Here is a 12,592-nt window from a genome sequence, read left to right as displayed (position 1 = left end):
ATCGCGAAAGCCAGCGCCCGGGTTAAGAGCGGTGCCGATCGCGAAAGCCAGCGCCCGGGTTAAGAGCAGTGTCCACCGCGAAAGCCAGCGCCCGGGTTAAGAGCGGTGTCCATCGCGAAAGCCAGCGCCCGGGTTAAGAGCAGTGTCGCGAAAGCCAGCGCCCGGGTTTAAGAGCGAAAAGCCAGCGCCCGGGTTAAGAGCAGTGTCCACCGCGAAAGCCAGCGCCCGGGTTAAGAGCAGTGTCCACCGCGAAAGCCAGCGCCCGGGTTAAGAGCAGTGTCCACCGCGAAAGCCAGCGCCCGGGTTAAGAGCAGTGTCCACCGCGAAAGCCAGCGCCCGGGTTAAGAGCGGTGCCGATCGCGAAAGCCAGCGCCCGGGTTAAGAGCAGTGTCCACCGCGAAAGCCAGCGCCCGGGTTAAGAGCAGTGTCCACGAGGGTGTGGATGCCTCGTCTACCAGGCACGGAAAACCCTACCTCGACACCAAAGACCGGTGTCGAGGTAGGGTTTTCCGTGCCTACTGCCGATGCCCCCGATATTTCTGGCGCCTTCGGCGCGGGCGCCGTCGACTACGGCTACGAGAGTCGCTCTTTGGAGGCCCCGCAAAAAGCGCGGGGCCTCCAAAGAGCGACGCCCCTGCCGGAGGGGCGACAATCGGCCTGCCGGCCGATGGCGCCGAACGGGGCTGGGACCGTCGGAAGTTGACCAACTTTGGGTGAAAAGTTGCGGTTCCGCGCGGGGTGAGGTGAGCGGGCTGGGTCCCGCGTGGGTGACGTGAGCGGGCTGGGTCGCGTCGAGTGTGGGATAAAAGCCCGCACTCGACGTTGAGTGTGGGGTTTTGTCCCACACTCAACGTCGAGTGCGGGCGCGGCGGTTATGGAGCGGGTTGGGTTAGGTCGTAGACGGTTTCCCCGCCGACGGTTAGTGGTTTGAAATGGGCGGTAACCCAGGAGGTGATCGCCGGGTTTCCTCGCCCGAAGCCCGCGAAACCGCTGCCTCCGGCCCGGCTCGCGGCCGCGCTAGCCGGGGCACCAGGTCCAGCGGGTCCACCACCACGATTGCTGGGGATGTAGTAATGCACCTCGTTTTGGGTGACGTACTGCTGGAACTGGGCCAGGGTGGGCGCTGGATCCCCACCGGAGAAACCACCGATCGCCATCACCGCAGCCTTGCTGGAGAGCTCCAGCGGAGCCGCCTCCTGCGACCCCACCGTCGCCGCTGCCCAACGGGTTTTACTGGCCTGCAACAACTTCACCAACGCACTGTTAGTGGTGCCCCCCGCGATCGCCAAGTCCGGCGCCAGCAGCGGGCTGTCCGGCGCGGTCGCTGGACCCGGCGATCAGCGAAACCACCGGCAGGACCTCCCCCATTACCCGGGAAGCCACCACCGAAACCGCCGCCGCCCGGCCCAGCGGTCGGGCTCCCGCCGGTGTGCGCGGTGACTGCCGTCTGCCCCGCGTACGCGGCAGTGCCGGTGAAGGCCGTGACCACCGCGAGAGCCACTGCACCGATCACCAGCCAACGCCTCCCGGCCAGCCCGAGCAGGAGGGCCATCGCGGCCAGAATTCCAGCGACGGCAGCGATGTAGGCCAGTGCCGGAGCCCAGTTCGTCCGGTTGATCAGCACATACGCCCAACCGCCGGTGACTACTGACATCCCTGCCAAAACGATCCGCGGGATCCATTCCGCCCTTCGACGCCACAGATAAACCACCGTCATGCCCGCTGTGGCGGCGATGCCCGGCGCCATCTCAATGGTGTAGTACGGGTGGATAATGCCTTGCATGTAACTGAAAACCACCCCGCTTACCAGCATCCAGCCGCCCCACAGCAGCAACCCGGCTCGGACCAGATCGGTACGCGGCGCGCGCCACGTCAGCCACAGCACGGCAGCGAGCCCGATCAGTGCGGCCGGCAGCAGCCAGGAGACCTGGGTCCCAAAGCTGTCACTGAAGAGTCGGGTAATGCCAGTCGCACCACCAAAGCCACCAAAAGCACCACCTCCAGATCCGCCGCCGCCACCAAAACCGCCAGCAGCGGCACCCTGCCGACCAGCTGCTTGGCCGAATTCCTGAGCGATCCGGGCCGGCACCCCACCAGCACCACCACCGGGCCCGCCGTGCTCACCGCCGAAGATTCGTTCCAGGCCGTTGTAGCCAAAAGCGAGCTCCAACGGAGTGTTGTTAGTGGAGCCACCGACATACGGCCGCTGCGACGCCGGCACCAGCGCGACGATCAGCAGCCACCAGCCGGCCGCCACCACGATCGCGCCACCGGCCGCGAGCAGCTGCCAGATCCGCCGCCACAGCCCGGTCGGCGCGGGCCACCAGGTAGACCAGACCGAAGGCCGGCACGACCAGGAAGGCCTGCAACATCTTCGCCAGGAAGCCAAAACCCACCGCGGTTCCAGCCAGCAGCAGCCAGTAGGTGCTGCCCTTCTCCATTGCTCGTACGACACAGTAGCCAGCGGCCACCACCAACAGCGTCAGGAAAGCGTCCGGGTTGTTGAACTTGAACATCAACACGGCGACCGGGGTGAGCGCGAAGATCGCGCCGGCGATCAGCCCGGCCACCGGCCCGGCCCATCGTTTCACCGCCGCGTACAAGAGAAAAACAGCGGCGACTCCTTCTAATGCCTGCGGGACCAGCATGCTCCAGCTGCTGAAGCCGAAGATCCGGCCGGACAACGCCATAATCCAGAAGGCCGCCGGCGGCTTGTCGACCGTGATGAAGTTCTGTGGATCCAGCGCACCGAAAAACATCGCCTTCCAGCTCTGGGTGCCGGCCTGCACAGCGGCGGCATAGAAATCGTTCGCGTTGCCGGACGCACCCAGATTCCACAGATAGAGAATGGCCGTCACGGCCAGCAACACGGCAACAGCCGGCCTGATCCAGACCGGCTGTTCGGCGGGCCCGCGCCACCCCGCGCGGGCTCTTTCCACTGTCGTCACTTAATCTCCTGAATCGCTTTGCCAGTCTTGAAAACCCAACCACGGAGCAGTACGAACCGCAGCATCGTCGCCACCAGGTTCGCCACTACCAGCACCCCCAGCTCCAGCCAGCGGACCGGCTCGGCGACCAACTGGTGCAGGACGAAAAGGCTGCCGCTGGTCAATGCCAGGCCCAGCGCGAAAACAAAGAGTCCCTGCAGCTGATGCAGTCCGGCGCCCTGGGCGCCACGAATACCGAAAGTGAGCCGGCGGTTGGCGGCCGTGTTGGCGACCGCGGTGATCAGCAGGGCCAGCAGGTTCGCACCCTGTGCGCCGATGACCGTACGAAGCAGGATGTAGAGCACCGCGTAGGCGGCCGTGCTGGCGACGCCGATCCCGCAGAATCGTACGACCTGGCGGAAAAATCCGGCCGACACGTTCGTCGGTGGCTGTTCCAGCGGTGCCCGGCCGAGCTGCCGGTAGACCTGGCTGACCGGGATCGCGCCGGTGGCGAGGCCACGACCGACCCGCCAGACGCCTTTGAGGTCGGCGACCGCGGTGGACACGATGTCGACCCGGCTGTCCGGGTCGTCCACCCAGTCCACCGGGACCTCGTGGGTCCGCAACCCGGCCCGCTGCGCGAGCACCAGCAGCTCGGTGTCGAAAAAACCAGCCGGTGTCCTGCACCATCGGCAGCAAATGCTCGGCGACATCGGCCCGAATGGCCTTGAATCCGCACTGCGCATCGGAAAACCGGGCGCCGAGCGCACCGCGCAGAATGAGGTTGTACGAGCGGGAAATGAACTCCCGCTTCGGGCCGCGGACCACCCGCGATCCGCCGGCCAGCCGGGTACCGATGGCGAGGTCCGAATGGCCGGTGATCAGCGGTGCCACCAGCGGCAGCAGAGCGGCGAGATCGGTGGACAGGTCCACGTCCATGTACGCCAGCACGGCCGCGTCCGACTGGGTCCAGGCCGCCTTCAGTGCCCGGCCGCGGCCCTTCTCCACCAGCCGCAGGAAGGCCACCTCGGCGTACTGGTCGTCCAGCGCCGCCGCGACCGTCGGGGTCCGGTCGGTGCTCGCGTTATCCACGATGGTGATCCGGTACGGGTAGGGGAAGTTCGCCGCCAGGTAGCCATGCAGCCGGTGCACCGACGGCCCCAGGTCGACCTGCTCGTTATAGACCGGGATGACCACGTCCAGGACGGGTCCCGCCGGGTCCAGCGCCAGTATTCTGGCGCCGGCCGGCTGGGATGAGGATGTCGTCGTCATGCCTTTGACGATCTGGTTCGCGGCTATGGCCCCCATATGGTGCGGCTGTGAATCACCTATGAGTGCCTTCATCCGTTTCATCCCGGTTACCAAAACGCTACCTTTGGCGCTCCTGGCGAGGCTTTCCTTGCCATTACTTGGTAAATTCATGACAGGTCGTAGAGCGTCACGCCGCCAACGGTCTGCGCCTTGTAGTGCGCCGCCACCCAAGTGGCGATCTGCTGCGCCGCGTCGCTGCCGCCGCCGGACGCGGCCCTGCCACCAAAACCACCGCTACCAAAACCACCGCCCGAACCAATGAAGTAGTGGATCTTGTGCGCGGCCACCTCGGCCTGGAACTGGGCGAGCGTCGGCGCCGGATCGGTGCCGTTGAAACCGCCCACCGCCATCACCGGCAGGCCGCTGGCCAGCTGATAGCCGGCCGCGCTGTTCGACATGACCACCGCGGCCGCCCACGTGTACGAGCCGCTGTTCTGCTTCAGCAGCGCCGTGACGGCCGCCGGCGGGGTACCAGCGTCGAGCAGCCCGCCACCCGCACCGCCGCCACCGAGACCACCCCGTCTACCGCCAGCGCCGCCACCGAACCCACCCGGGCCGCCAGCGACGGCCCCGGACGGCCATTGCCCAAGGTGGGCGCCCCCGGCTGGCCAGCGCTCCCAGCAGGCGGGTTATTGCTCGTACCTCCCGGAGCACCCCGGAACCTGCCGCCGCCGGCACTGGCCGGGCCGGCGGACGGGATCGCTCCACTGTGGACAGTCGCGGCGGTTTGTACGGCATAGCCGGCGGAGCCGCCGACCATCGCGACCACCGCCACCGCGGCCCCGGCGGCGACCAGCCAGCGCACCGCGCGATTGCTGGTCGCCAGCGCGATCATCGCCACCACCCCAGCCACCACCACCACCGCATACCGCAACCACGGCTGCCAGTCGCTGGCCTCGGACAGCAACGAAAACGACCAGATCGCGGTCACCCCGACCACCGCGGCCAACACCAGCCGCGCGTCGAGTTGTTCGCGCTGACGCCAGAAAATCACCGCGCCGATGCCGATCAGCGCGGCGATCGCGGGCGCCAGGGCCACCGTGTAATACGGGTGGATGATGCCCTGGGAGAAGCTGAAACCAGGCCGGTGACCAACAACCAGCCACCCCACAACAAAACGGCCGCACGAGTACGGTCGGTCCGCGGCGCTTTTCCGCTCACCCACAGCAAAGCAACCAGCAGCAACAACGCGGCCGGCAGCAGCCACGAGATCTGGCCACCCATTTCCGAGCCGAACAGCCGAAACAGCCCGGCGTCCTGGTTCAGGTTGCCCAACCCGCCGGTTTCGTCACCGGTCAGCCGACCGAAACCGTTGTAGCCCAAGGCAAGTTCCAGGATGCTGTTGGTCTGCGAGCCACCGATGTACGGCCGGTCCGCGGCCGGCCACAGCTGGACGATCGCGAGCCACCAACCGGCGGACCCGACCATCGCCAGGCCGGCCAGCAACAACTGCCAGATCCGTTTACGCAACGGTGTCGGCGCCGCCACGAGATAGACCAGACCAAAGGCGGGTACCACCAGCAGCGCCTGCAACATCTTTGCCAGGAAGCCAAAACCAACGCACGATCCGGCCAGCAGCAGCCATTTGGTGTGCCCGCTCTCGACCGCCCGGGTGCACGCGTACGCGCCAGCCACCAGCAAAAGCACCAGCAGCGCGTCTGGATTGTTGAAGCGGAAACATCAAAACCGCGACCGGGGTCACCGCCAGCGCCGCTCCGGCGAGCAGCCCGGCCGCTGGGCCGAACCACCGGCGTACGGTCGCATAAAGCAAACCAACGCAGGCAATCCCTTCCAGCGCCTGCGGAACCAAAATGCTCCAGGAACTGACCCCGAAGATCCGGGCCGCGATCACCATCGGCCACAGTGCCAGCGGCGACTTGTCCACCGTGATCGCGTTGGCCGCGTCCGACGAGCCGAAGAAGAACGCCTCCCAGCTCTGCGTACCGGCCTGCACGGCGGCCGAATAGAAGGAGTTCGCCCAGCCGGATGCACCGAGGCCCCACAGATAGAGGAAAGCCGTGCCTACCAACAAGACCAGCAGCGATGGTCGTACCCACCACGCGTCACTGCGGGCCTGGGGTCGGCGCGGGCTGGACGATATCGGCCGGGAACACATCGGTCGTCATGCCTACCTAGCGTCCAGACGGCGGCTGTGCCGGCTATGTGGACGCCCTGTGTCCGACCTGTGCGGATTTAACGCTTGTCTCCAAGCACGCCCTAACGCAGGCCGCCGTCGACTCGCAGGTTGGTGCCGTTGACATAGCCGGCCAGCGGACTGGCCAGGAACGCGACCGCGGCGGCGATGTCGTCGCCGGTGCCGAGCCGGCCAGCCGGATTCGGCGCGTACGCGGCGGCCAGCTTCTCCCAGTCGTCGCCGCCGGCCCGCTCCTGGAACATTCGCCGAAGGCCCGGCGTGAGAATGACCCCGGGGCTGACCGTGTTGGCGGTGATGCCGGTGCCGCTCAGGTGCCGCGCGAGGCTCCCGGTCGCGTTCACCAGCGCGGCTTTGGCCGCCGAGTAGTCGACCATGTTCTCCAACGGGCTCACCGCGGCCCGGCTGCCGATGGTGATCACCCGGCCCCAGCCGCGCTGGCGCATGCTTGGCAGCACAGCCTGGACCACCCGCACGGTCGAGACCAGGTTGCCCTCGAAGCTGCTCGCCCAGTCGGCCGGCGTCGTGCTTTCCCAGTCCCGTTCAACAAAAGGTCCGGCATTGGCGACCAGAATGTCCGGGCGCCAAGCCGTCGCATACGTGCAGACATCCGTCGCCGAAACCGGGTTGCTCAGATCCCCGAGAATGGCCTGCGCACCACCGCCCAGCTCGCGCGCCAGCTTCCCCGCGCGGGCCGCGTCACGGCCGTGCAGCAGCACCGCGCAGCCTTCCGCGGCCAGCCGGCCGGCGATCGCCGCGCCGATGCCACCCGTGCTCGCGGTGACGAAAGCCCGTTTCCCAGCCAATCCAAGGTCCACCCGGGAAAACCTAGTGGGTGACCCCGACAGTCAGCACGTCGTCAAGCACCAGCGCGATGCTGCCGTCCGGGACCGCGAAGCTGGCCAGGTAGACGGCCTGCTGGGAAGCCACCTCCGGATCCGGGTCCAGCGCCCACCAAGCGGCGCCATAAGCGCAGGCCAGGCGGTAGAGCGTCTCGTCGTGACGGGCGTTCGCTCGTACGTCCCGGCGGGCTTGGTCGATCGCCGAGCGCAGCGGACCGTCGCCGTACTGCCCGGCTTCGAGCGCGGCGAGCAGGTCCAGCCGGTGGTGGGCGGAAGTCGCTTCGCCGGCCCGGACAACCACCGCGTGGGCCGCCTTTCGCTGCATCCGAGCACCACTGGCGCTCAGTCGGCGGGAACGACTGGCGTCGAGCGCGTGCAACCGGCTGGTCATCGGACTTCCTCCACATCAATACCCAGATTTTCCAGCGTTGGAAGGCAATGTGGGCAGAGCCCGGAACCAGCCGCCATCGCCTCGACCCGCAGTCCCAGCTCCGGTCGGACCGCGGCTTCGCGCTCGACGTGCGCCACGATCCGCAGCGCCGCGTGCATCACGCCGGGTGCGACCGCGTGAATGAATGTCGGCCGCGGTCAACGACCCGTCGATGCCCTCCGGCAGCTCGCCGCGGCCGTCCGCGCCGAGCACCTGGTATCGCCGGTCCTGGCCGTCGACCACCACCGCGAACACGATCCCCCAGGCGGCCAGGTGGCGGGCTCGGTCGGTGATGCCGGCCTTCCACTCGTCCCGTAGGGCCAGCTCCTCGCGGATGTTGACCGGCAGCGAGTCGGCGGACCTCACGTCGTACGCGCTCAAATAGTCCTCGTCCATCGGCCGCCGCCGATCTGGCCGTTGGACCAGCCAGACACCGCTCGGTGGCAGGTGCATCAGGACCATCGCCGCGATGGCGAACAGGCTGCCGCAGCCGCTGACCAGGAACGGTGCGCCGACGAAGGTCAGGGCGACTCGGGTCCAGGGGATTCCCCGCAGCAACCCCCATCCCAGACACCCAACGGTGAGGGACAGCAGGAAAAGACCGATGAAAAACGGCAGCCAGTCCGGGTCTCCACCCGTACGCAACCACTGCCCAACAAACCACAGGGCCAGCACCACGCCCACCGCGCCGAGCGCCATCCACAGCCCGGCCGCCACCGTCAGGATGACCGGCCGAGCCAGTACCGAAGGCACGTACGCGAGCCCGTGCGAATTCCAAGGCGGCGCGGTCGCTTCATCGGTCGGCGGGCTCACCGGGAAAGGATTTCACAGCTTCGCCGGGAGGGGTCCCGTTTCGGTGTTAGGTCAGTCCTCGCTGGGTATGTGGACCGCGAACTCGGTGTGGCCCGGCCGGCTGGTCACCGTGACGTTGCCGCGGTGGGCGGTCACCACGGCGGCCACGATCGACAGGCCCAGCCCGGTGCTGCCGGCGGCTCGCGAGCGGGAGCTGTCGCCGCGGGCGAACCGCTCGAACACCTCCGGCAACAGGCTCGGCGGGATGCCGGGGCCGTCGTCGGTGACCGAGATCCGCACTTCGCCGGTGTCCAGCTGGGCGATCGCGACTTCCACCGTCGTCCCGGTCGGCGTGTGCGTACGCGCGTTCGCCAGCAGGTTCGCGAGCACCTGCCGCAACCGCGGCTCGTCGCCGGGGACGATCACCGGTATGTCCGGAACGGTGATCCGCCACTTGTGGTCCGGCCCGGCCACATGCGCGTCGCTGACCGAGTCGACGGCCAGCTGGGTCAGGTCGACCGGCTGCCGGCGCAGCGGCCGGCCGGCGTCCAATCTGGCCAGCAGCAACAAATCCTCGACCAGCGCGGTCATCCGGATCGACTCGGACTCGACTCGGTCCATCGCCCGGGCGATGTCCGGCGGCACCTTGTCGCCGGACCGGCGGGTCAGCTCGGCGTAACCGCGAATGGCGGCCAACGGCGTACGCAACTCGTGGCTCGCGTCCGCCACGAACTTGCGGACCCGCATCTCACTGGCATGTCGTACGGCCAGCGCATTGGCTATATGGCCCAACATCCGGTTGAGCGCGGAGCCGACCTGGCCTACTTCGGTACGGGGATTGGTGTCCCGGTCCGCCACTCGTACGGACAACGCGACTTCGCCGCGTTCCAACGGCAACTCGGCCACCCGGCTCGCGGTCGCCGCTACTCTTCGCAGCGGGGTCAACGTATAGCGAATGATCAGCTCACCGGCCAAAGCAGTCAGCAGCACCGCGATCAACGCCACCCCGAGCATGATCAACCCGGTGGACAGCAAAGTGCTGTTGATGTCGACGACCGAGAGTCCGACAATCAGGACTCTGCCGGGTGTCCTGTCGGAAGCAACGGCAATGACTTGGTGAGCGCCGAGCGACCCGCCGAGATCCACCGTACTCGGACGCTTGCCGACCTGCACGGTCTCCATCGCGGCCAGCGCATCAGGCGGCAGCTTGACCGGTTTTCCATAGTTCTGCTGGTTGATCGTGTACGCGTCCGTCACAGTCCCGTTGTCGATCACGACGATCGCGGTTCCCGCCCCACCACCCAAAAACCGAAGCCGTCCCGAAGTCGGCGGCCCGAGCGGCAGCTGCCCTTGGTCCCCCTCCAATCGGCGAGTCCACGCGTTGGATCGAGCCAGCGAGCTGACCGTTGAGCTTGTCGAGCAGGAACGTCCGCAGGCCGACCTCGGTGACGACCCCCATCACGACGCACGCCACCGCCACCAATGCGACCAACTGGCCCAACAACCGGCCGCGCAGCGACCAACCACCCGGGTGCAACGCGCGCCGAAGCTGACCGGACACCGTCTGGTCGGCTTCGGGTTTGGCCGCGCTGGTCACGATCCTTGGTCCGCTCCCGGCTTGAGCACGTAGCCCGCGCCGCGCATGGTGTGGATCATCGGCGGCCGCCCAGCGTCGATTTTCTTGCGCAGGTAAGAGATATAGAGTTCCACGATATTCGCCTGGCCGCCGAAGTCGTAATTCCACACCCGGTCCAGGATCTGCATCTCAGCACCCGCTGGGTTCGCATCAGGAACCAGCAGCTCGAACTCGGTCGCGGTCAGGCTGACCAGTTGCGCATCAGGAACCGCTGATGTGTCGGGCGCCGAGACGGCTGGGCGCTGCAGCGACCGCCGCGGTGATGTTGGTCACGCACGCAGTCGCCCAGCGCAACGGCTTGGTCGACTCCTCGACGAACGGCTTGGCGGTCACGTAATCGTCGCCACCGGCGGTCAGGCCGGCGATCCGTCCTCGACGGCATCTTTCGCGGTCAGGAACAGCACCGGAATCCAGGGAGTGTCGGCGGCTTGGTCGGCGGTAATCGTCGCCACCGTCCAGGTCGACGTCGATGTACGGCGATCCGGTCCTCGAGTACATCTTTCGCGGTCAGGAACAGCACCGGAATCATCGTTGCTCGCCTGTTTGGTGACAGGTTGGCCCTGGCGCGGCATTAAAACCGTCGACATGGTCCCCATTTTGGCCGCGCCCGATGTGTCGGGCCTGTGGGCTTCCTGTGCCCGGTTATTGTGCGACGCCGGCCAGCCTCCCCAGATCTGGCTCGTTCCCCGCCCAATTGGGTGGTTTTGGTGTGTCCGAGGTCTGCCCGTACGGTGACGACATGACTGCAGTGCGGCCAGGACCGCGAGCTTTGGACCAGGTCAGCCAGCTGGCTGGCGTCTGCTGCGGCGGTGGACGAACTCGCGGACCAGCTGCTTTCCGATCTTCCCCATGACAGTCACACGGCCAACAACTCCGCCGGGCTCCCCCGGCAGGAGAGGTGCTGCCGGTGCTCGTGAGGACAACCTCGCGTCGCTGCTGCGCATCCTCGCGCTAGTCCTCGAGCAGTGGCGAGCCGGTTGGCGTCGGCCACCTCTTCGACACCGCCCGGGCAGACCGGCCGGCTGCGCTGCCGAGCAGCAGGTGCCGCTGGACACCGTCCTTTCCACGTACCGTCTCGGCGGTCGGTTCGTGCTTTGGGAAGCGCTGGTCGACCTGGCCAAACGCGACGACGGCATCGACCGCGACTCGTTGTTGGATTGGGAACCTAGCCAGCACGGTCCTGGGCGATGTTGGACTCGGTTTCCGATGGAGGTACGGTGACCGTTGGTGGCCGGCGCGTATCGGCGGTGCCGAGCTGCCAGCTGCTGCGGACGGACGGACAGCAGCGGCGGTACGCGCTGCTCTCGACGACCTGCTGGCGAACCGCGGCGAGGACACTGTGTCGTGGCCCTCGGCCGCCGCCGACGCGGCGCTGGATCTGCCGGTCGACGGCCCCACCTACGTTGGTGGTGACGCGTCGGCGGCCAGCGAGGACGGGCGGCCGAGCCTGCGTACGCCCGGGGGGACATGCTGGCGATCGCGGCATCCGGATCGCTGTGCAGCAGCGGTCGGAAACACCCTGACCGGCTGGTGGTGTGGTGCCGCAGCCGGCGCTGACCGGCCTGATCATGCTGTTTGGAGCGGATCGCCCGCGGCCCGGCGGTCGGACTGTCGCCGCGGTTCGCGGCCTGGTCAGGTGGCGAACCGGTCGCTTCTGTCGTGGCTGCTGTGCGCTGCGGAACCGTACTCCGTGCGCCACCGGCTATCGGAGCCTGGCGCTGCTATGGCGCTGCTGGACCGCCACGCCGTGGGCACCACCCAAGTCGCGCGAGCCTGGACGACCGCCTACAGGAGAGGACTGCTCTGGCGTACGAGGTGCTGCCAGAGGACTGGCCCGCTCGGCTGGTCAACCTGCGCGCTCGGCCCACTGTTCGCGCCCCCGTGCTGCCGCAGCGGGAGAGCGACATGCGTCATCGACAGCGAACCTGCGGGCCTGGCTGGACGCGAACTGCTCGGCCAGCAACAACCGCCGAAGCCTCTAATCGCCACCGCAACACCGTGCTGAACCGGCTGCCGCGGCTCGAAGATCTGCTGGTGGTGCCGATGTACGACCCACGCGGACAGGTTCGCTCCGACTCGCATTAGCGGCACTTGAGCTGCGATAACACCGCATCTGCGGATCTGCTCCCGCCGTCCGCTTGGGCGATCTGCCCAACAAACCGACACCAAGACTGGGCGTCCGGTTTAGGGGATTAGCCCGATTTTGAGGGTTCAATATGCATCTCAGGTCCGACGCAAAGCCCCCGCGCCGGTCCGCCGGAGCCGCGTGGCCGCTGCGGGGGCCATGCGGTTCGCCCACGGTGACCGGGCCGCCGTTCGCCCCCGGCGATAACGCCAAGCCGCCGGCAGCACCCGGGCTGGGCCTTATCTAATCGTGGCCGCCGTGGTGACCGCGGCGGATACCAATCGCCAGCTCTCCGCGACCACCAGCTATTGCCGATTGCGCTGACGCTGCGTACGTTATGTGCCCAGGTCTCAGCCTTTCCACTGATGACCGACGCG

At 67.4% G+C, this 12,592-nt stretch carries 11 protein-coding genes and 3 pseudogenes; 3 read left to right on the top strand and 11 right to left on the bottom strand.

Annotation, left to right across the window (positions count from 1 at the left end; translation table 11 throughout):
- Positions 1–872: 872 nt before the first annotated feature.
- The 11 genes and pseudogenes from GNX96_RS66920 to GNX96_RS47055 form a co-directional block, all read right to left on the bottom strand.
- Positions 873–1,289, bottom strand: a complete 417-nt coding sequence (locus GNX96_RS66920; RefSeq protein ID WP_390624351.1) for a mannosyltransferase YkcB-related protein — start codon at positions 1,287–1,289, stop codon at positions 873–875.
- A complete protein-coding gene (locus GNX96_RS66915; RefSeq protein ID WP_390624350.1) occupies positions 1,250–2,257 on the bottom strand; it encodes a hypothetical protein in 1,008 nt (335 codons plus the stop codon). Before GNX96_RS66915 ends, GNX96_RS66920 begins: the two co-directional genes overlap by 40 nt.
- The gene (locus tag GNX96_RS66910) at positions 2,181–2,948 is read right to left on the bottom strand and encodes a glycosyltransferase family 39 protein (protein ID WP_390624349.1); all 768 of its coding nucleotides are present in this window, start codon (positions 2,946–2,948) and stop codon (positions 2,181–2,183) included. The genes GNX96_RS66915 and GNX96_RS66910 overlap by 77 nt, the downstream gene beginning before the upstream one ends.
- A pseudogene (locus GNX96_RS47090) lies at positions 2,945–4,199 on the bottom strand (bifunctional glycosyltransferase family 2/GtrA family protein). The gene GNX96_RS66910 and the pseudogene GNX96_RS47090 overlap by 4 nt, the downstream one beginning before the upstream one ends.
- Before the next feature lie 146 nt (positions 4,200–4,345).
- Positions 4,346–6,354, bottom strand: a pseudogene (locus tag GNX96_RS47085) (ArnT family glycosyltransferase).
- Positions 6,355–6,455: 101 nt separating this feature from the next.
- On the bottom strand, positions 6,456–7,208 hold the full coding sequence (locus GNX96_RS47080) for an SDR family NAD(P)-dependent oxidoreductase (RefSeq protein ID WP_163573859.1): 753 nt from the start codon (positions 7,206–7,208) through the stop codon (positions 6,456–6,458).
- A 10-nt stretch (positions 7,209–7,218) separates the two neighbouring features.
- The gene (locus GNX96_RS47075) at positions 7,219–7,623 is read right to left on the bottom strand and encodes a hypothetical protein (RefSeq protein WP_163573858.1); all 405 of its coding nucleotides are present in this window, start codon (positions 7,621–7,623) and stop codon (positions 7,219–7,221) included.
- 15 nt (positions 7,624–7,638) lie between these two features.
- Positions 7,639–8,475 carry a hypothetical protein gene (locus tag GNX96_RS47070; protein WP_163573857.1) on the bottom strand — a complete coding sequence of 279 codons (837 nt, stop codon included), beginning with the start codon at positions 8,473–8,475 and terminating at the stop codon, positions 7,639–7,641.
- 51 nt (positions 8,476–8,526) lie between these two features.
- Positions 8,527–9,729 carry an ATP-binding protein gene (locus GNX96_RS47065; protein WP_279583388.1) on the bottom strand — a complete coding sequence of 401 codons (1,203 nt, stop codon included), beginning with the start codon at positions 9,727–9,729 and terminating at the stop codon, positions 8,527–8,529.
- Entirely contained in the window at positions 9,650–10,051 is a 402-nt protein-coding gene (locus tag GNX96_RS67590; RefSeq protein WP_163573856.1) for a hypothetical protein, read from the bottom strand. Before GNX96_RS67590 ends, GNX96_RS47065 begins: the two co-directional genes overlap by 80 nt.
- Positions 10,048–10,506, bottom strand: a pseudogene (locus tag GNX96_RS47055) (response regulator transcription factor); the annotation flags it as partial. The gene GNX96_RS67590 and the pseudogene GNX96_RS47055, both read right to left, overlap by 4 nt.
- A gap of 433 nt (positions 10,507–10,939) precedes the next feature.
- On the opposite strand from GNX96_RS47055, the gene GNX96_RS47050 reads away from it, so the two are divergent.
- From GNX96_RS47050 to GNX96_RS47040, 3 genes are all read left to right on the top strand, one after another.
- Positions 10,940–11,311, top strand: coding sequence for a hypothetical protein (locus GNX96_RS47050; RefSeq protein ID WP_163573855.1), 372 nt, complete (start codon positions 10,940–10,942; stop codon positions 11,309–11,311).
- Entirely contained in the window at positions 11,308–11,613 is a 306-nt protein-coding gene (locus GNX96_RS47045) for a hypothetical protein (protein WP_163573854.1), read from the top strand. The genes GNX96_RS47050 and GNX96_RS47045 overlap by 4 nt, the downstream gene beginning before the upstream one ends.
- Positions 11,614–11,905: 292 nt before the next feature.
- A complete protein-coding gene (locus GNX96_RS47040; protein ID WP_163573853.1) occupies positions 11,906–12,175 on the top strand; it encodes a helix-turn-helix domain-containing protein in 270 nt (89 codons plus the stop codon).
- Positions 12,176–12,592 lie beyond the last annotated feature (417 nt).

The sequence above is a fragment of the Fodinicola feengrottensis genome (assembly GCF_010993775.1).
Lineage (GTDB): Bacteria > Actinomycetota > Actinomycetes > Mycobacteriales > HKI-0501 > Fodinicola > Fodinicola feengrottensis.
Note: the sequence above shows the minus strand (reverse complement) of the source record. Positions and strands in the feature narration are given on the sequence as shown.

Coding starts and splice junctions, on each gene's coding strand:
- GNX96_RS47075 (WP_163573858.1), bottom strand. CDS start 7,623: ATGACCAGCCGGTTGCACGCGCTCGACGCCAGTCGTTCCCGCCGACTG.
- GNX96_RS47050 (WP_163573855.1), top strand. CDS start 10,940: ATGACAGTCACACGGCCAACAACTCCGCCGGGCTCCCCCGGCAGGAGA.